Origin of the sequence: Fructilactobacillus frigidiflavus, assembly GCF_044054575.1 — a bacterium.
In the GTDB taxonomy this organism is placed as follows: domain Bacteria; phylum Bacillota; class Bacilli; order Lactobacillales; family Lactobacillaceae; genus Fructilactobacillus; species Fructilactobacillus frigidiflavus.
The window spans coordinates 137,221-163,132 of the sequence record NZ_CP168716.1 but is presented as its reverse complement, the minus strand read 5'-3'; the positions used below and the strand labels follow the sequence as shown (position 1 = coordinate 163,132).

Genomic DNA, 25,912 nt, shown 5'->3' with positions numbered 1-25,912 from the left:
ATAATATTCGGGAGGATACAACTAAATGGATTTATTAAAAGGGAAAACAATTGTCGTAACGGGAGTTGCTAACAAAAAGAGCATTGCCTGGGGCTGTGCACAAGCAATCGAAGCCCTTGGTGGTCGCGTAGTTTTGACTTACCAAAATGAGCGAATGAAAAAGAGTCTTGATCGTTTCGTTAGTGAAGATACTTTGATGGTCGAATGTGATGTTGCTGAAGACAGTAACGTTGTTAAAGCCTTTGAAGAAATTCATGAAGCAGTGGGCAAGATTGATGGAGTAATTCATGCGATTGCCTACGCTGACCGTGAAACTTTACAAAACGGCGTAATTAACACGAAAAAAGCCGGCTTTAACTTAGCCGAAGACGTTAGTGCTTACTCATTTATTTCAATTAGCCGTGAAGCTACCAAAATTATGAACGAAACCGGTAGTATTCTTACCCTAACTTACATGGGTTCAACTTATGCAATTCCTAATTACAACATGATGGGAATTGCCAAAGCATCTCTTGAATCAGCGGTCCGTTATTTAGCAGCTGAATTAGGACAACAAGGAATTACAGTGAATGCACTTTCTGCAGGAGCAGTTAGAACCTTAGCCGTAACTGGAGTAAAGGGCCACAACGAGTTGCTTAAAACTTCAGAATCACTTACGACCGATGGTAAGAGTGTTTCAAAACAAGAAATTGGAAATGCGGCAGCCTTTTTAATGAGTGACTTAGCTACGGGAATTACTGGTGATGTCATCTACGTTGATAAAGGGGTTCATTTATTTAATCGATAAAAATGAAAATAAGTGAGAATAAATTATTAGATTTGATTTCCCAACCCTTAGATAAATTAGTGGTGTTTGATAAAATTGATTCCACGATGAACTATGCTCAGGCCAATGCTTGGTCTGGGCATAATTTAGTTATTGCGGAAACACAAACCGCAGGGAAGGGGCAACACGGGCATGCCTTTGCCTCACCTGCCACAGGGATTTATGAAACCATTATTATCCCGGCTAAAACCAGCTTCATTGAGCAACCAGGGATGTTAACCTTAGGAGTAGGTGTTTGTGTGCGGCAGGCCATTCAAACAGTCCTAGGCGTAAATACTAAGCTGAAATGGGTGAATGACATCTATTATCAGCAAAAAAAGTGTGGCGGCATTTTAGTTGAGACGAAAAGTGATGCTCAGAACCAAATTCAGCATTTTGTCATTGGAATCGGATTGAATTTGATGGATAATGAGCAGTTGCATGAAGTCGGTGCGATTAGTTTAGCACATGATGATCAGCTGAAAAATGAGTTGGTTGCTAAAATATATGATTTGGTAATTGAAATGATTCAGCAACCAGATGCCCAAATGATTATTCAGGAATATCAGGATCATTTGATTTGGAAAAACCAATTAGTTTCAATTTTAGTAAATGATGATACAATCGTGGGTAGACTTACTGGAGTCAGTGATGATTTTCGTCTCAAGTTAGTTGACAGACAACAACGTGAATATTTGTTAACGATGGAAGCATCGCAACATTTACGAATAATACAATGATAAGGATTTGACATGAGCAAAGAAGTTGAAAATAAAAAAAATAATACCAAACAACAAATCATTTTTGGAATGTTTGAAATGATGATGGAAAAGCCCTATGCCGATATTACTGTGAAAGAAATTTGTGAAAAGGCGGAAGTGTCACGGATGACTTTTTATCGAAATTTTCATACCAAAGAGGATGTTATTTTTGGTCAATTTGAAATGGTTTATTCAACTTTCATCAAACAGTTAGTCATCCAAAATCGGTTCACTTTTTATGATGTTGCTACGACGTTCTTTACCACAATCAAAGAAAATCAATTGATGATGGAAGCCATTGTAAAAAACGATTTATCTAATTTTTTGTTGAATGCCTTAAGAAGATACATTAAAACCTTGGTAGATAATCAAATACTGAAGACCCGTGAGAAATCTAGTGAAATGTTAGTGGCAATGATTTCAGGGGGGCTAACGGAAGTGATTATCACTTGGACTAGAGACGGCATGGAACAACCAATTGATGAATTAGTGATTTTTGCTTCGAAATACATGCACTTTAAAACTAATTAAAATTAAAAAAGAATCGCCAGAATTGATTTTCTGGTGATTCTTTTTAGATTTGGATAAAAAATGCAAACAAAAAAACACCTCAATAAATTGAGATGTCTTTTTAAAAGTTATTAACCTTCAACGGGAGTAACGTTTGCAGCTTGTGGGCCACGATCGCCATCTTCGACGTCTAAAGTAACTTTTTCGCCTTCATCAAGAGTCTTGAATCCGTCTTTGTTGATTGCTGAGAAGTGAACGAATACGTCACCATCATCTGTGGTGATGAAACCGTAACCTTTATCAGCGTTGAACCATTTAACAGTACCTTGCTTCATAATATAATACCTCCATATAATTTTTAATGTTGAATGTTTGAATCTAATAAGGAAGTTATCTCATCATAAAATAAAACAAGAAACCTTAAAAACTCGAAACGTTACATACATCTACTATAGAATAACATACCCACAGGAATTGTCAACCATCTAACCTATGAATTCATCAATTCTTTTAATAATTCTTTAGCGGAAGCGTTTAAACTAGCTTTGGACTTGTCATCACCTAGGTGAGTGTAAATTTCGCCAAGGTAAGTATCATGTTCAAAGAACCAAGCAAAAACGTCATCAATAATTGGTTGCGTCCGTTCTGGTTCTTGAACGGGACCAAAGGGGTTAGCGAAGAAGGTGGTACTCATTCCGACTTCATCTGTGGTTCCCAAAGCGTTTCTGCGTCCGGCCACAAATGTTGCTTGCGCTTCTGTTTGGTTATCAAAGCGATGAATTCCCACTTCGTGATCATAGTTGTTAGCGTAGACCCACATATCCACGTGATGAGGAGCGACCACGTTTGTATAGGTATTAGCCGGAATAATGACCCGCGCATTTTTTTGATCGGGATTAAGATAAATTCCGCGGTCCATGTTGTTAAACGCAACGGCACTACTTAAATCATCTAAGCGAACAAAGGCCCCAATTTCAGTTCCTTGCGCGTATAAATCACCATCTTTTAACGTGAAACTACCCATGTCATCAAAAATGGTTTCAATACTGACGATTTGATCATCAGCAACTTCTTGTAGGGCTTCGATTGATTCAGATTTTCCGGCTCCTGAATCACCAAAGAAGACAACTGATTTTTCTTTACCGTTGGCAAATTTAATTTTAACCATCGAACCGTGAATGGGTAAATGATTGGTGTAAATTTGATGTAAGTTGTGTAAAGTTAAACACATTTTTTTCATGTAACCAAAGTACGTAGTTTGATCATTGTAAGGAACTTCTCCGACCCATAAGTCATTTTCCACATCATGGTAATAATGGCTAACAGCGCCTTCTATCTGGTTTAAGCCAAAGAGGAGGACTAAGTCAGGCTTACGGTCTTCTACCTCAGCAGCCGTTGCTAATTCAAAAAGATTAGCTAAAGAAATTCCAGCAGCAAAATAATCCCGATGAAAGTATATGAAAGCAAGACTGGTTCCGATTTTAGCCGGGTAACAAAACCACTCTTGGTCTGATTCAGGGGCAAAGTGATCAACGGGGTTATAATCTACTGGTGAAAAGACGCCTTTTCGTTTGTTACTAGGAGTTGTAATCATCATTGGGGGACGTAACATTAAGGTATCTAAAAAGGGAATGTTACTTAATTTTTGATATTTTTGCGGTAATTTAGCGTCGTGTTTTTTAGTTAAAGCCGCGGCTGAAGTTCCAGCATTGACTTGACGATAAGCATGGTTAGGAAAACCTTGTAGTTTTTCTTCAACGGTCCGATATAATTGTAATACCAAATCATTAAAGTTATTATCCAAGCTCATAAACGTCTTCGCGGAATCATTACCTTCCTTATTAAGAATCGAAATTCGCAGAAATGAGCGATAAAATGAGTATAGTTTTTCGATACTTGCTAAAATAGCAGTACGTGAATAATGATCATACACGTCATTTTGATCGAGTAAGACTTCTTTTATGGTATCAACGTATTGTTCAGCGCTGACGTTATTAAAGTCATTTTCTGCTGAACTATGCCCTTGAGCTGCCAAAAATTTGGTTACGACTTGGGCCAATTCGGGACTATTTAGTAAAGTAAAAATGTCAGTGACATAATTTTGATTATAATCAAGAACTGCGACCTTTCGGTTAGGGTTCATATATAATGCACTTTGCCTAGTTTGCTTTGCCAAAATAATAGCTCCTTTTTAAGTAATCCAAGTGATTACTAACGATTAGTAATCATCTTTACGGGCCATTTTACAGTGAAAAAAATCCGAATGCAACCATTAAATTTTAGTTAAAAATGAACAAAAAACATAATATTAAAAAATAAACATAATAAATGTTAGGAAATGGAGACGAAACAACATGAAAACATTAGTGATTATTGCGCATCCAGATTATCATGATTCTGGGACCCAAGGCTTTTTAAAACGAGCGACCGAAGGCTTAGAAAACATTACCTGGCATTATTTGCCAGAACAAACTGAGTTCGATGTTCAAGCAGAGCAACAGCTATTGATTGACCATCAGCGGATTATTTTTCAATTTCCGATGTACTGGTACAGTGCTCCCGCGACTTTAAAAAAGTGGGAAGATGACGTACTTACCCGGGCGTTTACCTTTGCTAATGAGACGGGAATTTTAAAAGGAAAAGAATTGGGAATTGTAACTACGATTGGTTATCCCGAAAAAGATTTTCAAGCTGGAGCTGCAGAAGGTTTTAGTATTTCTGAAATTATGATTCCATATCGCGCTTTAGCTCATCGAGCGGGGATGAAATTTATGACTCCATTAGTCGTTGATCAATTTGAATATATGACACCCGCCCAACAGACCAAGTTGCTAATCGATTATCAACAATACTTAACGGCGGCCTTTCCGTTTACTTTTAACGTTCGGCAAGATTGGGTGATTAAGTACCTAAAAACGCTGATAAATGCTGATAACCAAATTCAATTACAATTAATCATTGATCAGTTGGAGCAAAATAAAATTGATTTGAATGATTTAAAAGATCAAATTAAAATGATTCGCCAAGCAGAAGAGGGATAAGATGGAAAATTTAGACTGGTTGTTACAACAAATTGATGAAATACAAGCCCACACACCGACGTTTGCCAATCAAGCACTCTTAGAAGCAACGAAGGAAATCGCTAAAGAACAAGCTAAACGCTTAGAACAAGCCGAAATGGAACTCGATGGGCGAATTTGGAGTCCGAATAAATGGTAGTAACTAAAAAGGATAATGACTTATTCGAAAAGTCATTATCCTTTATTGTTAATTAAGCCCAGTGATTAATTGGTCCAAACTTGTGACCAACGTTAATTCCATTTTCAATACAGGCATCAACGTATTTTTTGGCAGAACGGATGGCTTCCTCAACTGACTTACCTAAGCCGAGTTCAGCAGTAATGGCAGCTGATAAAGTATCACCAGTTCCGTTTTTGTGGGTAGTGTTGAAGTATGGTCCCGTTAAAGTAAACGTTGACCCATCTTCTAATAAGACGTAATCAGTAACTTCGGTTTGATCATCGCGATCATGACGGCCCTTGACCATGATGTTTTTAGCGCCTAATTCTTGTAGTTTGTGAGCGGCCTTAGCTTGAAAATCAGGATCTTCGTCATCTAAACCAGTTAATTTAACGGCTTCAAAGAAGTTAGGGGTTAAGACATCGGCCATGGGAAGCAAACGGGTTACTAAAGTATCATAAGCTTCTTGTTCCAATAACATGGCACCGTGTTTAGTGATAATTACAGGGTCAACGACTAATGGACCAAAATCGTACTTTTCGTAGTTATCGGCTACAGTGTTAATGACTTTGGCATCCGAAAGCATCCCAGTTTTAGCGGCCCGAATTTTAAAATCATCCGCTAAATCTTTGAATTCTTGATCAATAAAAGCTGGTGACATATCGACACCCGCGTGAATTCCAAATGAATTACCAGCCACACACGCGGTGATAATCGTGGCACCATAAACTTTTTTAGCAAAAAAGGTAAGCAAATCTGCTTGCATTCCGGCACTACCGTCGCTATCGCTTCCCGCAATGGTTACAACTTGAGGATAATCGTTAATCATAATTAGTTACCTGCCTTTGAATTTTAAATATATTTGATTTTATAGGGTTGGATGTATTATAATACAAGGAGCTGTTAATTGTAAGTAAATAAGTTAAAAAAAGTAAAGGAGCATTTCATTATGAGAATTTGTCATCCAAACGGTGTTCAAGGACGTCGTCCCATCGACACTAAAGGTCGTAAAAAAGAACAAAAAAGAATTGCTGAATTACAACAATTCTTAAAGAAAACACCTGCTAAATAATTAAAAGTCGCTGCGGCGGCTTTTTTTGTACAAAAAAATAAGAGCTCATCAGCTGATGAGCTCTTATTTTAGCTATTTTGTTTTCGCTTTTGCTGCTTTCGTGATCTCTTTTTTCTTAGGCTTTGAGAGCGCTCTTAGTTGATCTTTTAAAGTTTCAATTTCAGCAGCGTGATTTTCTTTCCATTTTGCAAAGGAATTATTAGAATCACTGTCAGCTGGTTTTAAGCCAGTGCTAAGCCAGAACATTGCTTCAGAAAGGCTATTGAAATTACGTAGCCAAAGGGTTTGACCATTTTCTGAATCGAATGCTACATAAGAACGTGGTTTTTTCTTTAAGAAGGTATGACGACGAATCTTGAACGCTTCTCTTTTTCGAGTTAAATAATAGTCTGGTAAGATATAACTACCAGGAGTAATTAACTCAGGGAAACGTTCATTTCGTTTCGCATGTCGATCACGTAACATTTTCATAGCTTGATCAGCGGTGATTAATTTGATGTTAATATCTGACATCTCGTGTCCTCCTCTTTAGATTACCTTACTTACTATTTTTACATAAAACCAGCGGAAAGCAAAGGGCAAAGCCGCATTAATAATTATTTTTTAACAATTTAAAGGAGAAATAACCATGGCGAAGACCAATAAATTTTATGCAGTTCGGGTGGGGAAAAAACCAGGAATTTATACTAGTTGGGATGCTACGAAAAAACAAGTTGCTGGTTATCCTAATGCAAAATATAAAAGTTTTTTGACTGAAGCCGAAGCCCAACAATTTATGCAAATTAAAGGTGAACCTTCCGTGAAACAGAAAACCCCAAAAGTAAAGACAGACATTGTGGTCTTTACTGACGGCGGATCCCGAAACCATGGGAATGTCGCGGGGGGACACGTTAAAGCAACGGATCCCGCTGCGTGGGCGTATTTAATTGATTATCAGGGAAAACAACACTCTGATTCCGCCGGCGAATTTGGAGTTACTAATAATAAAATGGAAATTACCGCGCTCGTCCAAGCCTTAAAGTGGTTAGCGGACAATGGTTTAAATGATAAAAAGATTGGCGTAATTGCCGATTCTCGTTACGTTTTAAATGCCATTCAAAAGGGATGGATTAAGGGATGGAAAAAACGTGGTTGGAAACGGAGTGCTGGCGAATTAAAAAATGCCGAACTTTGGCAACAACTAGACCAATTATTGGATAAATTCCCGCAAATTCAATATGCTTGGACTAAAGGGCATGCAACTAACAAGGGAAATGTCTTTGTTGATGAATTATTAAATCAGACTATGGATCAAATGTAGGAGGAAACGATGACAACAGAACGGGAAAAAATGACCGCTGGTGAAGACTTTAACCAGTTTGATCATGAATTAATTAAACGGCGGATTTTAGTCCGGAAAATGTTACAAAAAATCAATAATACGCCCGACAATGAAGAACGAAACGCTATGATTAAGGGAATGTTTGCCGATACTGGCGATGAATTCTTTGTGGAAACGGATTTACAATTTGATTATGGCTGGAATATTCACATTGGCAATAATTTCTTTGGGAATTATCGCCTAACATTAATGGATTCTTGTCCCATTACTTTTGGTAAAAACTGTTACATTGGCCCTAACTGTGGTCTTTATACTAATATTCATCCGTTAACGGCTAAAGAACGGGTCGCGGATGTTGAATTAGGCGCTCCAATTAAAATCGGTGACAATGCGTGGTTTGGTGGGGGTGTTACGATTCTTCCGGGGGTTACTTTAGGTGATAACGTCGTCGTGGGAGCTGGTTCAGTGGTTACTAAATCCTTTGGCGATAATGTTTGTATCGCGGGTAATCCAGCTCGTGTAATTAAGACGATTGATAACGGTCAATTTGATAAATAAAGATAAGTGGTATAATTTAAGAGAAGTTTAAGTTTTAGCATTTGTACACACTGTGCAAATGGTTCGATACTCGTTCCATTTTTACGGTGTTTTTTCGTTAGCAATTTTTTACGTTAATCTGAGGAGGATTTTAGTTATTTTTAAACACTTTAATATTGATAAATATGTCTTTATTCCGACGATTTTGATTTTTGCGGTCGTCTCGGCAATTTTGATTATGGGAGGTGCAAGTTTACAAGGCTTTCTGACCGTCGCATTAGCTTGGATTACCAAACAAATGGGTTGGGCCTACATGATGATTTACATTGTGAACTTCATTTTCTTTATGTGGTTGCTTTTTAGTAAATACGGTGCTATTCGTTTAGGTGATCCGCATTCAACGCCCCAATATAGTAACTTACAGTGGGGAAGCATGGTCTTTGCGACCGCGATTGACGCTAGTATTTTGATGTTGAGTATCGTTGATCCGATTCGGTACGTTTCTTCACCACCCTTTGGGATTAAACCATTTTCACAAAATGCGTATAATTACGCCCATATGCTTGGTCAGTTTGACTGGGGTCCGATGGCTTGGATGATGTACGCACCCGCCGCGATTGCGATTGGTTACATCTTATTCGTTAAAAAAGGCCATGTGCAACGGCTCAGTCGCTCAATTACCTTCATTCAAGGTGACGAAAAGTGGAAATATGCCTTACGTCAAATTGTGGATTTTTTAGTGGTATTTGGAATCATGGGTGGAGTCGGTTCGTCAGTTGGAATGGAAATTCCCATCATCTCGAATGTTTTAAGTAGTTTAACTGGGTTACCGGATAATATGTTACTTAAAATTGGACTCTTTGGCATTTTATTTGTAATCTTTGCGTGGACCGTTTGGCATGGGTTAAACGGGGGAATTGATAAACTAAGTGATATGCACATTTGGACGGCCATTATTTTCTTAGCCTTTGTCCTTTTGGTCGGACCTACGATTTATATTTTAAGTTCTGAAACGAACAGTTTAGGTTTGTTAACCAGTAACTTCGTTTCGTTAAGTACCAATACGGTGCCAAACGGAACTCCTGATATTGCGAACTCAGAAGTTATCTTTTATTGGGGTTGGTGGTTAGCCTACATGCCTGTTATGGGACTTTTCATTGCGCGAATTTCTAAGGGGCGGACGATTCGGCAAATTCTTTTAGGAATGCTGGGTTATGGTTCGGCTGGTTGTTTGAGTTTTTATGCGATCTTAGGTGGGTACTCCCTTTGGTTACAAAAAACGGGGGCCGTTAACTTAGTTCACATTTTGAACACTAAGGGCCAAGAAGCCGTGATTACTTCAGTCTTATCAACCTTGCCCTTTAAATCAGTGGTTTTTATTGTCTACTGTATTTCTTGTTTCATTTTCTTGGCTACGACGATTTCGTCTTCGGCTTTCATTGTTTCTTCATTTACTAGTTTGAATCTGAAAGAAAATCAAGAACCTAGTCAATTTAACCGAATGACGTGGGTAGTAATCTTCGTGTTATTCTCCTTTGGAATTGTGGTCGTTGGTGGTTTCAATACCGTGGAAACTTTCTGTGCGATTTCTGGATTCCCATTGATGTTTGTTTGTATCATGATTTTGATTTCCATTTATCATATGGTGAAAAATGATGAAGGAATTGTCCTTAAAGCTAAAGGGATGGATGATATGCGAATTGAAAAGAAGAAAGAAAAAATGCAACGAATTCGGGCGAAACGGATGGCGGCTCGTTTGAATCGCAATACTGATGATGACGATTAATCATATATTTTAAAAAGAAAGTTGAATTTATCAAAAATTCAGCCTTTTTTTATATCTGACAATTTTATTGAATATTTTTTGCTATATTCATAGTTTAACTATTTTATTTTATTTATAATCTAGTATTTACTATTTAATTATATTCATGATAATATGTTAACAAATCATATGAGACGTCCATATGATTGATTGGTTGCTGATATATATTTGGAGGTAATTTTATGAGTTTAAATTTTAGTTTAGCTTCTTTTAAGAAGTCTATTGTTTTAGGCGCCATGGCTTTAATTTTCTTTATTAGTTTTGGAACAGTCGCTGCTAAAGCCGCAACTGTAAATACCGGTGGTGGTGTTTGGAGTTATGGTGTAGGTAATTATGTCTGGTCTAACTATTATCATGGATATCGTTATCATTCTTCAGCTGTTAGTGGAACCTACTTTGCATCAAGCGGTAGTACTGCTCCTGGTTATACAGCTCGTGCTTCTGCACCAAGTGCAATGTGGGGAAACAGAACATACTATAATTACTGGTAAGATGAGGTAGATTAACCAATGAAAAAATTAAATGCAATTAGAAATTCAATGTATTTAATTCTTTTGTTACTTATAAGCACAGCGCTGTTTAGTTCAGCACTGTGCTTTTCTCATAATGATGCATATTTTAGTACACCAACTAATTTTAATGTTACAAAAAATGAATCTGGGAAGAGTACAAAAGAAATAAATCAAAAAATAATTAATTTTGCAAATCATCATGACTTAGAAGTAGTTAAAAAAGTATATTTAAACAAAAATAATGACGTTATCGTTAAAAATTATCAACTAGGGAAGCATAACTATGCTAAGGATCTTCCAAAAAATAGTTTTACTCATAGTAATGAAGCATTAGAAACGGGATTAGAAACTACTTATGGGATTTTTGGTCCGGGGAATCATGAGACACTTAATAAATTTTTGGCAGAAAATGGAATTAGAGGCTTTTCTTTTAATCCGGCCTCGTTTGAAGGTGCTAGTAAAGATATTGCTTCTCAGTTACAAATGTCACATTTTGAATATTTGATTTTGTCTTTAATACTAGTAATTGTGGCATATAACTTTTATGTAATTTTTAGACAACGAAAGATGTTTATGCTAAAAAAACTTTTTTATGGCGATAGCTCATTAAAAAATATCTTAAGTAGTTGGTGGCTAAATACGAAAGGATTTTTCTATGCCTATGTGTTGACCTGGTGCGGCCTAGGATTAGCTGCTTACATTTTCATTCGAGAAATGTGGGAGTATCTCTTAACTTGTTACTTATTAGTTGGGGTAGTGCTAGGGATATTAATTGTAATTATTAACCTTTTGATGGTTATTATTTTAAATAATGGTTCAATCATCTCAACAATCAAAGGGAAAGGTTCAAAAGTTTCGGTAATCTTACTTACATGGGTAACTTTAACTGCTTCATTTTTATTATTTGTAACGGTTTTAAACCTTAATCTTACTAATCAAAAAGATTTAGGCTTATTTCAAAGTAGTGAAAAATCATGGGATAAAGTACGTGACTTTAATACCTTAGATTTTCATACAATGGATAATAATGGGAAAAAATCGTTGCAAAAAAGTGAGACACTGTTGAAATATGTTGCACCAAAGGATTTATTGTTTAATAAATTAGTAGATATGGGTGGTCCTGCTGAATCAGGAGCTAGCCAAGAGAATCCTTCTGATTTTGAGGACACCAATTTCTACGTTAATCCTACTTATTTTGAATATCAAAATGTTAAAAATGAAAATGGTAAAAGAATTAAAATGAAAGATTTTCTCACGGCCTTAACTTTGTTAACCACTACTGATATTAATCAAAATGAAATCGAAAAGAGATTTGCAAAACCAAATGCTGTAAAGGTAAGCCAAATCAAGATTAAAAAAATGCTTCCAGCCCATTTCTTTTTTTATTCCAGTAACAATTTTAATCTAGAAACGGCATATCAGCAGCCAAAACAGGTTTTAGTAATCAACTGGAAACAAGCAGAAAAATTGCCAAAATCTGCCTTTGATGCTGCTGTTTTGAACCCAAAAGATCAACAATCCCGATATTTAGTATCAGATAATCCATTACTGCAAAATTTAATTGCCTATGTTTCTTCAAGAGATGTTTTGGTTCGTTTTTCATCGGCAAATAATCGCCATGCCCTTGTAAAATCAATGAGTCCAGAGTTACAGGAAGTAAGTAATACTGCTAAGATTCGAGCTGATTTACAGACAAGGTTAAGAATTCAGCAAGTTTCGTTAATTGTGAGTGAGATTACCGCTTTAATAGTTATTATTGTTTGCGGTTACGTGCTTACTTATCTAATCTTAATGACCTATCGTAAAAAACTTTTCTTACAAAAGATTTATGGATTTTCATTCTTTAGACGTTATGCACCTGTTTACTTACTTTTTGGAGGAGCGTTACTTCCTGGAATCTTTGTAAGTGGAAGCAATTTCAAATTATTAATGGAAGTTATAATTTTAATTCTGGTATTGGTTTTAATTCTTACTGCTGAAATCATTTTTAATGAACGTAAAACTTATCAAACGCTTAAAGGAGAAATATGATGTTGAAACTAAAACAGGTAAATAAATCTTTTGGTAATCACACTGTTATTAAAAATTTTTCGTATACGTTTAATCCTGGTCAGGTATATGTCCTTCGAGGACCATCTGGAGCTGGAAAAACAACTTTATTGAATTTAGTTGCAACGTTTGAGAATTATGAAGGGGTCATTGAGTATAATGGGCATGATTTAAAAAAATTAAAGAAACGTGCTTATTATCAAAATGACTTAGGCTATTTATTTCAAAATTATGCACTACTTGATGAAGAAACCGTTGCCGAAAATTTAAAATTTGGCTTTGCTGCTAAAAAAGTAGAAAAAAACAGTGAAAAAGAAACCATGAGCAAGGCACTTAAAGCCGTAAAACTGGATGATTCATACTTGAAAAGAAAGGTTTATGAATTATCAGGAGGTGAGCAACAGCGAGTTGCGATTGCTAGATTAATCATTAAGAATCCTAAGGTAATTTTAGTTGATGAGCCAACTGCTGCTTTAGATGAAAAAACCTCGCTAGATATCTTAAAAAATGTTTTAAAACCAATGGTTGATCAGAATAAAATTATGCTGATTTCTAGTCATGATCCACTGGTCTTTGAATGGGCTGATGAAGTTGTAAATATTATAAATGAAAATGATAAGTAAAAATAAATAAGCTAAGTTCTGAATTTAACCAGAATTTAGCTTATTTTTTGTTATTTAATTAAATCATCAATTGAAATCTATTGTCTATTACTAGAGTCCTAAAATATCTTTCTTCTTTTTGTCAAACTCTTCTTGGGTAATAATCCCCTTATCCAATAATTTTTTGAGGTTTATTAATTCATTTGCTGAGTTCTTTTTCTTATTATGATATTTGATGTATAAAAATACTAAAACTGCAATTATTGATATTGTAATCATGGGTTTCTCCTTTGTGATATCATTCTTTACAATTGGCAAGCTAGCTTAAATGATTAAAGTAATTCTGATTAGTTTTTTAATAAAGCTATTAAAATAGACATGGTAAAAATAGATGTCTATATTATTGTTACAATTGCTGAGTATATGGCATTAGCGAGACTAAATTTTAATTAAAAAAAGACACCTAGCACCTTGATTAGGTGTCTTTTCGTCTATTTATAAGTTTCAGACCATACTTTCATGGAAGTTAAAATGGGGGCTAAATCTAAACCTTTTTTAGTTAATTTATATGCCACAGTGGGTGGATTGGTGTTGAAAACAGTTCGAGTAACAATCTCACTTTTTTCCAACATTTTAAGTCTGGTCGATAAAGTTCGCGTGCTAATTCCCGGAAGGGCCTTAATAATTCCGCCGTAATGATTATTTTCGTTATAAATTTCCCACAGAATATAAGCCGTCCACTTGCCACTAATGATATCAACAACTGGTTGAATGGGACATTCTTCAATAATATTTTCGCTTTCCATCCTAGTAAACTCCTAATTCTTTAATTTTATGCAGTAACTGTAAAAAATTACCCTACTTTTCTTTTTAAAGCTATACCTTTATTATACAAGTAATCATAAAAGGAGGAAAGAGAGAATGCTTAGTTTAAAACATGTTAGTAAGAGTTATAAAAATGGTTCAGAAGTAACGTACGCCTTAAATGATGTCAGTTTTGACATTGAATCAAATCAGGTAACGGTTATTTTAGGACCCAGCGGATCAGGTAAAAGTACCACTTTGAATATCTTAGGGGGAATGGATCGGCCGACGGATGGAACCGTTTCGTATAATGGATCGTTCATTAATACGGAATCTGATAAACAGTTAACTGATTATCGAAAAAACGTTGTTGGTTTTGTCTTTCAATTTTACAACTTAATTTCTAATTTAACGGTTTTTGAAAATGTGGCCATTTCGGCCCAATTAAAAAATAAAAATTATCGGAATACCACTGAGAGTTATCTCCAAAAGGTTGGGCTTTTGAAACGAAAAAATAATTTTCCCGACCAACTTTCTGGTGGAGAAATGCAACGGGTTTCAATTGCTCGTGCCTTAGCCAAAGGACCGAAAGTACTGTTATGTGATGAACCGACTGGTGCTTTAGATACGGAAACTTCACAACGTGTTTTCGAGATTTTAAAGAAAAGCAAGAGTAAAGATACTGCCGTCGTGATTGTCACCCATAATCCATTAGTTGCACCCATTGCTGACCGGGTAATTCACATTAAAGATGGACAAGTTGATAAAATCATCGATAATCCAAGTCCACTTGAAGTTGAGGAGGTTGATTGGGGATGAGATTCCTATTAAAAAAGTTAGTTCGAACGGTTTTTAAGAATTGGACTCAATTTTTCTCCGTGTTCTTGATGGCTTTTCTGAGTGTTCTTTTCTATACCGGGCTTGAAGGTACATGGAACGGAATGAAGCAAAACATTAACCAATACACGACTCGGACCCATTTGGCCACTTCAACTTTATTATCGACTGGTTTAAGTGATCATGAAGTCAGTCAAATTAAGCAGCTTCCTGCTGTTTCTAGAGTATCTGCTCAAACCGAAATTAATACGACGACTTATCTAAAGGGGAGTAAACGTTATTTATCAGTAAGTACGCCAGGCACACAAAAACTATCCCAAACATTGCAAACTAACGGTCACAAAATCAATCGTGATGCTGAGGGAATTTATGTAAACGAAAAGTTTGCCAAAAGTAACGGCTTGCACAAAAATAGTACGGTAACCGTTAAATTTAACCAACAAGCAGTTAAGTTAAAGGTCGCTGGGTTAGTTAATTCACCAGATAAGATGTATTATACTGGATCAAATGATTTCATTTCACCGCAAAATCAGGATTATGGGTATGGCTTTATTAGTGAAAAAACCCTAAATAATCAGTTTAAGTTACCCCAATTAAATAACGTGGTTGAAATCAAAGACAGTAATAATCAACAAGTAGAAAAAAGGATTCGTAAGTTAATCGGGGCTAAATACATTGCTTTGCAAACCCAAAAGTCAAACGTGGGGATTGCTACAGCTGTTGATCGGGTCGGACAAGTTAGAAATATTTCAATTTTGTTCTCAATCATTTTCATTCTCCTCGCAGTGCTTGCGATGTACACCACGATTAGAAAAATCATTGATCAACAACAACGAGACATGGCGACCTTACAATCATTGGGGTATAAAAACACGACTTTGTCGCTTTATTATTCTATGTACGGGCTTTTAGTTGGAGGAGTTGGAGCAATTGTTGGTTTAGGCATCGCCCCATTACTTTCTAACTTTGTAATGAGCTCGCAAAAACCAATGTTCTCGCTTCCAAGTTGGAACATTGCTTACACAGCAGTCCCACTCTATGTTGCAATTTGTGTAATTATTATTTGTATTTTGTCGGCTCTATTTGCTGCTCAAGTAAATCATGGTTTAACGCCAGCACAAGCCTTTCGTAAAGGTAGTACAGCTAAGCATGGTAAACGAGTTATGTTAGAAAGCTTTCCTGCAATTTGGCAACGAATTCCTTTTGGAAATCGATGGTCAATTCGGGATAATTTAGGTAACAAAGTCCAAATGTTAATGGGATTAATTGGTGTGATTGGTGGTTTAGCACTAGTTATGACTGGATTTGGGACGAAAAATTCAATGGATAACCAAGTTGATCAAACTTACGGACATGAATACGTGTATGCTAAAAAGCTTAATTTGAGTAATACCACTAGTCAGTCCGAAATTCAGCGGATTACCAAGCAAGTTCATGGTGAAAAAACCGAAACAGTTTATAGTAGCTTGCAACCGAAAGGGAAATTTGATCGTCCGTTAACCATTCTTGATTCAGGTTCCAAAATTAATTTAAGGACAGAGAATCAGCAAAAAATTAAAGATGGAGGCGTTTATGTTGGAGCAGGAATTGCCAAAACTGCGTACTTGAAAAAGAATCAAACAGTATCACTAAAGCCATCTTTTAGTGATAAAACCCTAAAAATTAAGGTTAAAGGGATTATTAAAACGAGTGCTCCGCAAGGAATTTACATGACCAAACACACTTGGCAAGATCAAGGTATGAATTTTAAACCAACTGCTATTTTAACTAGTCAGCAAAAACTATCACAATCAGTGAAAGATAATCCGACAGTTACACAAGTAGTTAGTTTGAAGGAACAAAAGCAAAATGCCAAACAAATGGTTGATAATTTAAGTAGTATTTTCTTAATGATTCAAGTTTTTGGAATTTTGTTAACCGTGGTTATTTTGTATAATTTAGGTTCTTTGAGTTTTACGGAACGGTCACGAAGCTACGCAACTCTTGAAATTTTAGGATTTTCTCGGAATCAAATTAGAAACTTAACCATCATTGAAAATTTGACCATTACCAGTCTTGGTTGGGCTTTGGGAATTCCATTTGGTTACTGGTTCCTCTCACAATATGTCACAACCTTTAATACTAGTCAGATTATTTACTATCCGTTCATTTCAACCATTAGTGTTGGTTTAGCGACTGTTATTGTAGTTGCTGCAGCATTATCAACCGTAGTTATGATGGGTAGCAGACTTAAAAAATTAGATATGATTGCCTCAACTAAAGGAGTCGAATAGGTTTTAATAAAAAACAACAAATTCACACAGAATTTGTTGTTTTTGGTTTTTTCCTTTTACCTAACTTAGTTATTTTTCTAAAAAATGATGGTTTTAATAAATTCTTATGATATTATTATGATAGTCACTGGAGGTGAAAATTATGACAAAAGTAGAACCACTTGTTTTTAAACGGATCTTATTAACCATTGATGCAGATGATCCTGAAGCAAACAAAAAAGCATTGAGTTACGCAGTTACCCAAGCGAAAGAATTTGGCGCTGAACTCGGAATCTGTTCGGTATTAGAGGGTGATGATATTAACATCTACGATTCTTTAACACCGAAGAAATTAGACGAGAAGCGTGCGGCTTTAAATGCGGTTATTTATAAATACGTTGATGCTGCCAAAGACTTTGGTATCGAAAATGTTTCTGCCATCGCAAGCGAAGGTGGAGATATTGATGACCAAATCCTTGATGACATTATTCCCAACTTTAACCCAGACTTACTAGTTTGTGGTGCTGATAAAGATGGCGAACACCATTTCTACAGTATTAGTGTTAAGTTAGCTAAGCGTGCTAAAATTTCAGTAATCGTAGTTCGTTAATAAGGGGTAAGGATTGTGACAGAACAACTAAGAAAGTTTTTTAGTGAGGGGACAACTGATGAAATTGCCCGAAAATTATTGGGAAAGTTGTTAGTTTATCATTCAGAAGCAGGTACAATGAGCGGCTATATCACAGAAACTGAGGCGTACCTCGGGGTTAAGGATACGACCGCGCATGCTTTTGCGGGTAAACGAACTCCATCTAATGAACCACTTTATGGTGTTCCTGGCACAGTTTATATTTACTCCATTCATGGTCGTTTATGTTTGGATATTGCGACCCAGGCCAAAGATATCCCCGAAGGAATTTTAATTCGTGGAATTCAACCAGTTCAAGGAATTGAATTGATGGAACAAAATCGAACGAAGCACGGTTTTGATTTGACCAATGGACCTGGAAAGCTCATGGAAGCTTTAGGAATTACTGACAAACGGATGAATCTTTTGGAATTTGGCGATACGAAACTTGATATTGACCTCCTCCATGGTAAAACCCCTGAAAAAATCATATCTACCGGTCGAATCGGGGTTAGTACACAAGGATCGTGGAGTGAAAAGCCATATCGATTTATTGTAGCTGGCAATCCTTATGTTTCAAAAGTCCCTAAACGAGATATGAATTTAACCACTTATGGCTGGAAATGAAAAAATCGAAGTGAATTTTTAAAATTCACTTCGATTTTTTATTTTTATGTGGATTAAATTAATTCCAACGGTTAGCGTATTCTTCAGGGTTAGTGTAAACATCTAAGTCAGGGTTTGCGTTGGCAGTACTACTACTTGTAGTAGTGCTGGTATCGGTTGCTGCACCTTGGTTAGTGCTCGTTGTTTGGCTTGGAGTGGTAGCCTGGTTACCTTGAGCAGGAGTCGTGGTTGGCGTTTGATCAGTACTGTCAGTAGTGCTTGTAGTAGTAGGAGTAGTACTAGGTTTAGCATTATTAGAACTATTTTTACTGCTACTAGTAGAATTTTTGGTAGTACTATTTTTAGTAGTACTGTTGTTAGAACTGCCGTTGCTACTTGAACTAGTTGAACCACTGGTATTATTGTTAGAATCTGTAGTATTGGAATCAGCAGTGCTGGCATCCGTTGTTTTTTTCGTGGTTGCTTTAGGAGTTTTAGCCTTTTTTTCCACTTTTTCGGTGTCAGTTTTCTTTTCCGCTGGTTTTTTGGGAGTATTAGAACAAGCAGCTAATCCCAATAAAGAAACGGCAACGGTTGATAATAATAAAATTTTCTTCATAATTTTTCTCCAATTAATTATATTTGTTTCTCCAATTTTAACCTTAATTGAATCATTGTGAAAGCCCATTATAAAAAAACTAATGACATTAATTGATATCATTAGTTTTTTCGGTTATTTGTTATGAATTAAGAAGTCTTTGATGTCCTTAACTTCAGCTTCAGTAGGTTGTTCCCACATACTTTTAATCGCATGGTAACGTTCCACGCTCATCATGAGTTTTACTGCCATCGTATTGTCATCAAGGTTGTGTTTTTCTTGGTACTTGATTAAGTCAGTTGCAAGTTGACTGAATTGTTCGTCAATGTAAGCCATTTTGAATCCTCCAAAAGTTTATTTAACTTAATTATAAACTACTTTGCTAATTTTTGAATTAATGATTCTTAATTCGGTCAACAATTTGATTGATAATCATGAAGTTTCGGTCATTTGCTAGGGCATGGGGGAGTGCGGTGGTCATCCATTCGACCCCCGTAATTGGTAAACCCCAGATAAATAAATGCTCATGAAGCTGATTTTGTGAATTAAGGGGATTGAAAGTCGGTTCCGTAACGTTGACGGCTTGGGTATTAAACGCTTGTCCGTCCGTTAACGGGATTTGATAGGGACTTAAAATGTCAGCATCGCGTAGTGATTTTAACCAGGAATCGTCGGTTAGACTTAGATTAGGTCGGGGCAACCGAGCTTCAATCATGGCATCACAAGTAAAAATTTCCCCCGGATAAAAATGGGAACGCGCAATGAAATGATGATTGGCTCCCATCACTTGGAGTTTGGGTGGCACAATCGTGAGAATTCCAGCTTCCATGAGAGCTTGCAACTGTTCGTAACGAACTACAGGAGGCCCCGAAGTTAGAAAACCAGTGAGGGCCGTAAATTCTTTGAGAAATTTATTAACGTAGTCATCGTTGGTAAAGTAATGCTCCGCCACTAATTTTTGAATGGTCGTCCGCATTTCGACAAACATGGTAAGAGCGCCTGTAATCGGAGCATGCAAAGAACCTAACTTAGCGTCATCCGTAATTAACTTAATCCACTGCAATAAAATTGTTTGATAGGCGGAAATCGTGGTAATGCTAGTCCCAGCCACCGGATTGGCTAGTAAGTTCCAATCTAGTAAATCTTCCTCACGAAAATGATATTTAGCAATTGTGGCCTTACGATCCTTACTAGTTTGAAAGGCTTTAGTAAATTCAGCGGCATTTAAGTTAGGATATTTCGCGTTAATCAATAATTGGTAGTACCGATTTTCGATTTCGGCTTGAAATAGATCAAAAAATTTGGCATATGGTAATTTATGCTCCACTAAGTTGGCGTTAATGGTTTCCCAGTTCAAAAAGTAAAGGGGCAGGTGTTTTCCCACCGGTAATTGATTTTCGGTTTTTGGATAATAAGGAACTCCCCGGCGAGAACCAGCGACTAGCTGCGGTTCTTTTCCGCTAGCTAGATAAGTTAAGTGGTGCTTCTCATCATAAACGAACTGGCCACCCCGTCCAATGGTGAATGCCGTTAAATAATCAAAGAAATTTAAACCCATGCCCCGCAATAAAACGGTTTGATCTGCAGTAATATTAGTTAAATTAGCTTCATTAACGTAATTTGGAGCTAGATAAGTTAACTGGTACTTATCCGCATACTTGGCAAGGGAAACTTCGTCCGCTGTCATTTGATTATTACTAGTGCCAGTGCTGCCGATTACATAATCGTACTCGGTTTTGCCAGTCTTGGTGGTTAATTCGTAATGCTGATCTGATACTAGTTTGGCAGCAGTAACTTTCTGATGATTAAAGTTAATTGCAACATTTGCCGGAGCCGTTTGTGTGATTTCTTGATAGAACCACTGGGCATAAACGCCAAATAAAGCCCGCGGAGCAAAGTCATCTGGGTGGACTGCTTGGCAAACTTGACTAAAGTCATGGGCATAGTTTTGTTTTTCAATAAAACTTTTAGCAGCTTCACTTTGACTCCACTCATAAAAAGTGGGTCCCGTGAGCCTTGAAGATTGATAATCGTTAAAGAGCGTTACCAATTGTGCCGTTGAATTCATTAAAAGATACAGAGGTTGATCAGTTCGCCATACTCGACCCCCAATTTGAAATGAATCATAGAGGTCGATGGTGACGGGAAGTTGGATTTCTTTTAGTAAACGATGGAGCATCATTAACCCGCGGGGGCCCGCTCCAATAATTGCAATTTTCATAGTTTCATTTCCTTTCACAGCATACATAGCCATGGTAGCACAATCATGCCAAGATTAGTTATAATTAAAATAGTAGGGGGGATTTCAATGAATAATCAACCAATGATTCCAGAAACGATGGAACAAATTCACCAACGGATGGACGAGTTAGCACAAGCCGGTCAACCAGTTGCCGAAGATGATTTAATTTACCAAACGGTGCAAGATTTATTGCAATTATATTTGGATAATGCTGAAGAAGGCCACTATGATTCCGTTAAGCCCGTTGATGCCCAAACTTTCGAATTTGTCAGTATCACGGGACGTAAAATCGGGGAATACCAAGCGCACAGTGATAGTTTAGTGAACGACTTTAAAGCGAATGATTTTAAAATGTTATTGGATTTAGAAGCGGCTGCTAACCGAATTGCGGGGAATCGTTAAGCAAAACTTAAAAAATAGTTGACAGGTTATTTTAAATTTTGTTATGATACTTTCAACTTGAAAGTAGTAGTTTTAAAATAATGTCTAGCGAGTTTTCGATTTAGTGCAAAGGAAAACCATTATTTAAAACGAAGGCAGTCAAGTTTTAATTAATTTAATATAATTCTTAATGCGCATTAAGAGCTAGAGGTATCAAGTGTGAGCTTGGTACAAAATAAGGTGGAACAGTGTTAAAGACGCCCTTGTACGAAAGTACAAGGACGTCTTTTTTTGATTGATGAGGGGGAAATTATGTACGATTTTTCAAAGCAAGATCCTGAAATTTGGAACGCCATGCAACAAGAAACTGAACGACAAGAAAATGTAATTGAGTTAATTGCTTCAGAAAACATTGCTTCACCAGCCGTTCGGGCCGTCCAAAGCTCAGCTTTAACCAACAAATATGCGGTAGGTTATCCTGGCAAACGGGTTTATACCGGAAACGAAGCCATCGATAAAATTGATAATGTGACCCGTGACCGGGCTAAAAAATTATTTAAAGCCGAATATGCGAACGTTTTCCCTCATTCTGGAACCCAAGCCAATCAAGCCGTTTATAATGTCTTTTTACAACCGGGTGATAAAATTTTAGCGATGAGTGAACACGCTGGGGGTCACTTTACTCATGGACAACCCCATAATTTTTCTGGTCAATTATACGAAGCCCATTTTTATGGTGTGGATCCCAAAACGGAGTTACTAGACTATGCAGCAATTCGGAAACAAGCCTTAGAGGTCAAACCAAAATTAATTATTGCAGGAGCATCTGCCTACAGTCATATTATTGATTGGCATAAATTTAGAGAGATTGCGGATGAAGTTGGTGCCATTTTAATGGTTGATATGGCGCATATTGCTGGTTTAGTTGCTGGTGGGGTACATCCTAATCCAGTTCCCGAAGCAGACGTAGTGACTTCGACGACCCACAAAACGTTGCGTGGACCTCGAGGTGGAATGATTTTAGCCAAAGCAAAGTATGCAGATGCTTTAGATGAAGGAGTCTTTCCCGCTTCACAAAGTGGTTCTTTAGAACAAATTGTGGCGGCTAAAGGAATTGCATACGGAGAAGCATTGCAACCAGAATTTAAAGTTTATGCCCAAAACGTAGTGAAAAACGCTCAAGCCATGGCAGAGGTTTTTCTAGCAGCTGACAAAATCCGCTTAGTTTCTGGTGGGGTGGAAAATCACGAAATGACGCTTGATTTAAATCAAACTGGGTTAACCGGTGAGCAAGCCGCTGAATTATTGTACAGCGTGGGAATTGCGACTAACAAAGAGTTGTTACCTTTAGAAGACGGAACCACGATGGAAGGAATTCGTGTGGGAACGCCCACGATTACCACACGTGGTTTTGCTGAAGCCGATGCTCGCCAAGTTGCCGAATTAATTGTAGCGGTATTGGAAAATCCGACTGATCAAGCCATGCAAACACAAGCTCGGGAAGTGGTAAAACAGTTAACCACTACGCATCCAGCAGAAAAATAAAATGTTTTAGTATTTGGTATAATCATCTTAGAGAAAATCAGTGATTTTTATGCGGGGGAAACAACATGACACTAACAAATAATTACCACATTGCTGTACCAACATCTTTTAAACAAAATGAAGATTTAAATATTGAAGCAACGTTGGCCCATATTGAACATTTAAATAAAATTGGAATAAAATCTGTATTAATTTGTGCCTCAACAGGTGAGCAACATTCATTAACTTTAAACGAAAAGTTTGAAATCATTGATAACTTGTCGTCTTTAAAAGTTGACTCTGATTTTGAATTAATATTTGGTGTATCTAGTATTAGACAACTTGAGGCTCAACAACTTGCTATGAAAATAAGCAAAGTGCCCCAAATATCAGCTATTTTGATTGGTTATTCACCTTATATATTACCAACCCAGAAAGAAGCATTGAATTACACAAATGCAATAATTAAAGCTGCTAACAAGCAAGTAATCATTTATAATAACCCCTTGAGAACTGGATTTGATTTATCCATTGAATCATATAAAACTTTAATTAATAACCCCTTATTAGTAGGAATAAAAGAAGCTGGAAATCCTAAAAAAATATTAGAGTTAAAAGAAATAACTGATAAGCCACTTTATTATTTTGCCGGTGGGGAAAAAGAATTGGAAAAGAAAATCAGTTTGAGATACAATGGTTTATCTTCAATTGCAGGTAATCTGTATCCAATTGAAGTTAAACAGTGGTTGGATTCATTACTAGCAAAAGAAGCTAACCATGATTATAATTCGTTAAAAAAACAAATCGATAAAATATTCGAAAATTCGCCACTTCCTTTTATAAAGAATGAAATTTCTAAAAATGAGAACATTAACTTTGGTATATGTAGAACTCCCCTTGGAAATTAGTTTAAAAAATGATTATATAAAATAGATTTGAAAAATAAACTATAAAAGAGAAAGCAGCTAGATTCTGAAATTGATCAGAATCTAGCTGCTTTTTTATAAAGACTAGTTTTTTAGTGTCTTTTTAACTGATAAGTTATTTTTCAACCGGCACATCTTGGACGATTTGAACCAGTAAATCAACGGCTTTTTGCATCGTTTGGAGTGACACATATTCAAACCGACCATGCATATTTTCGGGACCAGCAAAAATGTTAGGCGTAGGTGTCCCTAAGAACGAAATCTTAGAGCCGTCTGTTCCACCACGAACGGGGAAGACGTTGGGCGTAATGCCAACTTTTTGCATCGCCGTTTTGACTAGTTCAACGGGAGTTAAATCGTCTTTTAAGACATCTCCCATGTTGTAGTATTGGTCAGTAACGTTAATTTCAACGCGTCCAGCACCGTACTGGTGGTTAAATTCAGTAGCTAAATTTTTGATAAAGGATTTCCGTTTTTCGAAATTAGCATGATCAAAGTCACGAATAATGTAGTTTAAATCAGCGGCATCAGGAGTTCCTGCCATGTCAGTTAGCATGTAAAACCCGTCGCGACCATCGGTTTTTTCAGGCCGTTCAGCAGCTGGTAAGGATTCATGAAAATCCATGGCTAGTTGGGAGGCGTTTACCATGACGTCTTTGGCTTCGGCCGGATGTACGTTGGTTCCGTTAAAGTGGACGTTAGCTTCAGCAGCGTTGAAAGTTTCATATTGGAGTTCCCCAAGTGAGCCACCATCAACGGTGTAGGCGAACTCGGCTCCAAAGTCTTTGGTATCAAAATGATCGGCTCCAGTTCCAATTTCTTCGTCAGGACCAAACCCAACCACAATGTCACCATGCTTAATTTCAGGATGAGCAATTAAGTATTGCAATGTGTCCATAATTTCAGCGACTCCGGCTTTGTCATCGGCACCTAGCAACGTGGAACCATCGGTCGTAATTAAAGTTTGTCCGGCATATTTGGTTAAGCTAGGAAATGTTTGGGGATCTAAAAGGTATTTACCAGCTTGATCAAGGGTAATCGTTGAGTGACCATCATACTTTTCAATTACTTGTGGCTGAATGTTTTCCGAATTGAATTCGGCGGTATCAACATGAGCAATCAAGCCGATTTTAGCGCGTTTTTGGTCATCATTAGCAGGTAAATCAGCAAATACATAGCCATCTTTTCCCGTACGGACGTTTTGCATGCCCATGGCAGTTAATTCTTGACTTAAAGCCTTTAAAAATGCGACTTCTTTGGTATCAGAAGGAACGGTGGTTGAATCTGGATTGGAACGGGTATTAACTTTGACGTACCGTAAAAAACGGTCTAATAAATTTTCACTCATAATTCTGGCTCCTTTAAATAGTTTATTGTCTATCATAATATACTTTTAGAAATTAGGCATTCTTTTAGGACGGAAGCGGAGTTTAGCTTATAATAAAAATAAATAACTAAAGGAGAATGATTATGAAACTTAATATTGAAATTAGTGACGGACAAATTGCCGTTACGGGACCATTTAACGTTGAAACTGATGAAGGTCGGGCCGAATTTGTGAGCTTTTGGAAACAATTTATTACCCAACAAGTTAAGAAAATTATGGATCACATTGGTGACAAAGAATTTTCTAAGATTGTTGCGCAAGCTGATAATGTGCAACTTGGTGCGTTACCCGCCAAAATTAATTTGGATATCGAATTAGATGCCCAAAAAGATGCAACAGATGCAACTAAGACCCAAGTAACAGTCGGGGCAGTAACAGTTGCACCCGAATTAGATGACGCTAAGTTCCTTTTCCTACTGGGATACGTGGACGCTGCCATCACCAAAAAATAAATCATGCAAATTAAAAATCAGCAGGCCACAGTGGCTTGCTG

30 protein-coding genes are annotated in these 25,912 nt (G+C 36.9%); 20 read left to right on the top strand and 10 right to left on the bottom strand.

What is annotated here, in order from left to right; genetic code table 11:
- Window positions 1-25 precede the first annotated feature (25 nt).
- Genes fabI through ACEPSS_RS00990 form a run of 3 tightly spaced genes read left to right on the top strand, consistent with a single transcriptional unit; the run spans window position 26 to window position 2,097 of the window.
- Window positions 26-787: an enoyl-ACP reductase FabI gene (fabI, locus tag ACEPSS_RS01000; RefSeq protein ID WP_395319369.1), complete on the top strand. Its 762-nt coding sequence runs from the start codon at window positions 26-28 to the stop codon at window positions 785-787.
- A gap of 2 nt (window positions 788-789) precedes the next feature.
- Window positions 790-1,545 carry a biotin--[acetyl-CoA-carboxylase] ligase gene (locus tag ACEPSS_RS00995; protein WP_395319367.1) on the top strand — a complete coding sequence of 252 codons (756 nt, stop codon included), beginning with the start codon at window positions 790-792 and terminating at the stop codon, window positions 1,543-1,545.
- A gap of 12 nt (window positions 1,546-1,557) precedes the next feature.
- Window positions 1,558-2,097, top strand: coding sequence for a TetR/AcrR family transcriptional regulator (locus ACEPSS_RS00990; RefSeq protein WP_395319365.1), 540 nt, complete (start codon window positions 1,558-1,560; stop codon window positions 2,095-2,097).
- Between the two features lie 110 nt (window positions 2,098-2,207).
- On the opposite strand, the gene ACEPSS_RS00985 is transcribed toward ACEPSS_RS00990, so the two are convergent.
- Complete coding sequence (locus ACEPSS_RS00985) at window positions 2,208-2,411, bottom strand: cold-shock protein (protein WP_041817938.1); 204 nt, start codon at window positions 2,409-2,411, stop codon at window positions 2,208-2,210.
- Window positions 2,412-2,566: 155 nt separating this feature from the next.
- A complete protein-coding gene (locus tag ACEPSS_RS00980) occupies window positions 2,567-4,252 on the bottom strand; it encodes a phosphoenolpyruvate carboxykinase (RefSeq protein WP_395319363.1) in 1,686 nt (561 codons plus the stop codon).
- A 178-nt stretch (window positions 4,253-4,430) separates the two neighbouring features.
- On the opposite strand from ACEPSS_RS00980, the gene ACEPSS_RS00975 reads away from it, so the two are divergent.
- Window positions 4,431-5,117, top strand: coding sequence for an NAD(P)H-dependent oxidoreductase (locus ACEPSS_RS00975; protein WP_395319361.1), 687 nt, complete (start codon window positions 4,431-4,433; stop codon window positions 5,115-5,117).
- 1 nt (window position 5,118) lies between these two features.
- The gene (locus ACEPSS_RS00970) at window positions 5,119-5,295 is read left to right on the top strand and encodes a hypothetical protein (protein WP_395319359.1); all 177 of its coding nucleotides are present in this window, start codon (window positions 5,119-5,121) and stop codon (window positions 5,293-5,295) included.
- Window positions 5,296-5,347: 52 nt separating this feature from the next.
- Here the strand turns inward: ACEPSS_RS00970 and thiD are convergent, their stop codons facing one another.
- The gene (gene thiD / locus ACEPSS_RS00965; protein WP_395319358.1) at window positions 5,348-6,145 is read right to left on the bottom strand and encodes a bifunctional hydroxymethylpyrimidine kinase/phosphomethylpyrimidine kinase; all 798 of its coding nucleotides are present in this window, start codon (window positions 6,143-6,145) and stop codon (window positions 5,348-5,350) included.
- A gap of 120 nt (window positions 6,146-6,265) precedes the next feature.
- Here thiD and ACEPSS_RS00960 point away from each other — a divergent pair, with 120 nt between their 5' ends.
- Window positions 6,266-6,388, top strand: coding sequence for a hypothetical protein (locus ACEPSS_RS00960; RefSeq protein WP_395319356.1), 123 nt, complete (start codon window positions 6,266-6,268; stop codon window positions 6,386-6,388).
- A gap of 72 nt (window positions 6,389-6,460) precedes the next feature.
- Here the strand turns inward: ACEPSS_RS00960 and ACEPSS_RS00955 are convergent, their stop codons facing one another.
- Window positions 6,461-6,901: a hypothetical protein gene (locus ACEPSS_RS00955; RefSeq protein WP_395319354.1), complete on the bottom strand. Its 441-nt coding sequence runs from the start codon at window positions 6,899-6,901 to the stop codon at window positions 6,461-6,463.
- A gap of 115 nt (window positions 6,902-7,016) precedes the next feature.
- Between ACEPSS_RS00955 and ACEPSS_RS00950 the strand changes: the two genes are divergently transcribed.
- The 6 genes from ACEPSS_RS00950 (at window position 7,017) to ACEPSS_RS00925 (ending at window position 13,255) form a co-directional block, all read left to right on the top strand.
- Window positions 7,017-7,688, top strand: coding sequence for a ribonuclease H family protein (locus ACEPSS_RS00950; protein WP_395319352.1), 672 nt, complete (start codon window positions 7,017-7,019; stop codon window positions 7,686-7,688).
- Window positions 7,689-7,697: 9 nt separating this feature from the next.
- Window positions 7,698-8,267, top strand: a complete 570-nt coding sequence (locus tag ACEPSS_RS00945; protein WP_395319350.1) for a sugar O-acetyltransferase — start codon at window positions 7,698-7,700, stop codon at window positions 8,265-8,267.
- Window positions 8,268-8,325: 58 nt separating this feature from the next.
- Window positions 8,326-10,032, top strand: a complete 1,707-nt coding sequence (locus tag ACEPSS_RS00940; protein WP_395319348.1) for a BCCT family transporter — start codon at window positions 8,326-8,328, stop codon at window positions 10,030-10,032.
- 221 nt (window positions 10,033-10,253) lie between these two features.
- A complete protein-coding gene (locus ACEPSS_RS00935; RefSeq protein ID WP_395319346.1) occupies window positions 10,254-10,562 on the top strand; it encodes a lactococcin 972 family bacteriocin in 309 nt (102 codons plus the stop codon).
- Between the two features lie 18 nt (window positions 10,563-10,580).
- A complete protein-coding gene (locus ACEPSS_RS00930) occupies window positions 10,581-12,614 on the top strand; it encodes a hypothetical protein (RefSeq protein ID WP_395319344.1) in 2,034 nt (677 codons plus the stop codon).
- Window positions 12,611-13,255, top strand: coding sequence for an ATP-binding cassette domain-containing protein (locus ACEPSS_RS00925; RefSeq protein ID WP_395319342.1), 645 nt, complete (start codon window positions 12,611-12,613; stop codon window positions 13,253-13,255). Before ACEPSS_RS00930 ends, ACEPSS_RS00925 begins: the two co-directional genes overlap by 4 nt.
- Before the next feature lie 90 nt (window positions 13,256-13,345).
- Here ACEPSS_RS00925 and ACEPSS_RS00920 read toward each other — a convergent pair whose 3' ends face one another.
- On the bottom strand, window positions 13,346-13,513 hold the full coding sequence (locus ACEPSS_RS00920; RefSeq protein ID WP_395319340.1) for an SHOCT domain-containing protein: 168 nt from the start codon (window positions 13,511-13,513) through the stop codon (window positions 13,346-13,348).
- 212 nt (window positions 13,514-13,725) lie between these two features.
- Window positions 13,726-14,040: a winged helix-turn-helix transcriptional regulator gene (locus ACEPSS_RS00915; RefSeq protein ID WP_395319338.1), complete on the bottom strand. Its 315-nt coding sequence runs from the start codon at window positions 14,038-14,040 to the stop codon at window positions 13,726-13,728.
- A 115-nt stretch (window positions 14,041-14,155) separates the two neighbouring features.
- On the opposite strand from ACEPSS_RS00915, the gene ACEPSS_RS00910 reads away from it, so the two are divergent.
- From ACEPSS_RS00910 to ACEPSS_RS00895, 4 genes are all read left to right on the top strand, one after another.
- The gene (locus ACEPSS_RS00910) at window positions 14,156-14,857 is read left to right on the top strand and encodes an ABC transporter ATP-binding protein (protein WP_395319336.1); all 702 of its coding nucleotides are present in this window, start codon (window positions 14,156-14,158) and stop codon (window positions 14,855-14,857) included.
- Complete coding sequence (locus ACEPSS_RS00905; protein ID WP_395319334.1) at window positions 14,854-17,148, top strand: ABC transporter permease; 2,295 nt, start codon at window positions 14,854-14,856, stop codon at window positions 17,146-17,148. The genes ACEPSS_RS00910 and ACEPSS_RS00905 overlap by 4 nt, the downstream gene beginning before the upstream one ends.
- Window positions 17,149-17,290: 142 nt before the next feature.
- Window positions 17,291-17,737 (top strand): universal stress protein, encoded by a 447-nt coding sequence (locus ACEPSS_RS00900; RefSeq protein ID WP_395319332.1) that lies wholly within the window; start codon window positions 17,291-17,293, stop codon window positions 17,735-17,737.
- Window positions 17,738-17,752: 15 nt separating this feature from the next.
- On the top strand, window positions 17,753-18,382 hold the full coding sequence (locus tag ACEPSS_RS00895) for a DNA-3-methyladenine glycosylase (protein ID WP_395319330.1): 630 nt from the start codon (window positions 17,753-17,755) through the stop codon (window positions 18,380-18,382).
- Between the two features lie 58 nt (window positions 18,383-18,440).
- On the opposite strand, the gene ACEPSS_RS00890 is transcribed toward ACEPSS_RS00895, so the two are convergent.
- The 3 genes from ACEPSS_RS00890 to ACEPSS_RS00880 all read right to left on the bottom strand — a co-directional run bounded on the left by ACEPSS_RS00890 (window position 18,441) and on the right by ACEPSS_RS00880 (window position 21,180).
- Complete coding sequence (locus ACEPSS_RS00890; protein ID WP_395319328.1) at window positions 18,441-18,980, bottom strand: hypothetical protein; 540 nt, start codon at window positions 18,978-18,980, stop codon at window positions 18,441-18,443.
- A 114-nt stretch (window positions 18,981-19,094) separates the two neighbouring features.
- A complete protein-coding gene (locus ACEPSS_RS00885) occupies window positions 19,095-19,295 on the bottom strand; it encodes an LBP_cg2779 family protein (protein WP_395319326.1) in 201 nt (66 codons plus the stop codon).
- A 58-nt stretch (window positions 19,296-19,353) separates the two neighbouring features.
- Window positions 19,354-21,180, bottom strand: a complete 1,827-nt coding sequence (locus ACEPSS_RS00880) for an FAD/NAD(P)-binding protein (RefSeq protein WP_395319324.1) — start codon at window positions 21,178-21,180, stop codon at window positions 19,354-19,356.
- Between the two features lie 87 nt (window positions 21,181-21,267).
- Here ACEPSS_RS00880 and ACEPSS_RS00875 point away from each other — a divergent pair, with 87 nt between their 5' ends.
- The 3 genes from ACEPSS_RS00875 to ACEPSS_RS00865 all read left to right on the top strand — a co-directional run bounded on the left by ACEPSS_RS00875 (window position 21,268) and on the right by ACEPSS_RS00865 (window position 24,014).
- Complete coding sequence (locus tag ACEPSS_RS00875) at window positions 21,268-21,603, top strand: hypothetical protein (RefSeq protein WP_395319322.1); 336 nt, start codon at window positions 21,268-21,270, stop codon at window positions 21,601-21,603.
- Window positions 21,604-21,894: 291 nt separating this feature from the next.
- Complete coding sequence (gene glyA / locus ACEPSS_RS00870; protein WP_395319320.1) at window positions 21,895-23,127, top strand: serine hydroxymethyltransferase; 1,233 nt, start codon at window positions 21,895-21,897, stop codon at window positions 23,125-23,127.
- Window positions 23,128-23,192: 65 nt separating this feature from the next.
- Window positions 23,193-24,014 (top strand): dihydrodipicolinate synthase family protein, encoded by an 822-nt coding sequence (locus ACEPSS_RS00865; protein WP_395319318.1) that lies wholly within the window; start codon window positions 23,193-23,195, stop codon window positions 24,012-24,014.
- A gap of 133 nt (window positions 24,015-24,147) precedes the next feature.
- Here the strand turns inward: ACEPSS_RS00865 and pepT are convergent, their stop codons facing one another.
- Window positions 24,148-25,380, bottom strand: coding sequence for a peptidase T (gene pepT, locus ACEPSS_RS00860; protein WP_395319316.1), 1,233 nt, complete (start codon window positions 25,378-25,380; stop codon window positions 24,148-24,150).
- Between the two features lie 122 nt (window positions 25,381-25,502).
- Here pepT and ACEPSS_RS00855 point away from each other — a divergent pair, with 122 nt between their 5' ends.
- Window positions 25,503-25,871, top strand: coding sequence for a hypothetical protein (locus tag ACEPSS_RS00855; RefSeq protein WP_395319314.1), 369 nt, complete (start codon window positions 25,503-25,505; stop codon window positions 25,869-25,871).
- Window positions 25,872-25,912: the final 41 nt, after the last annotated feature.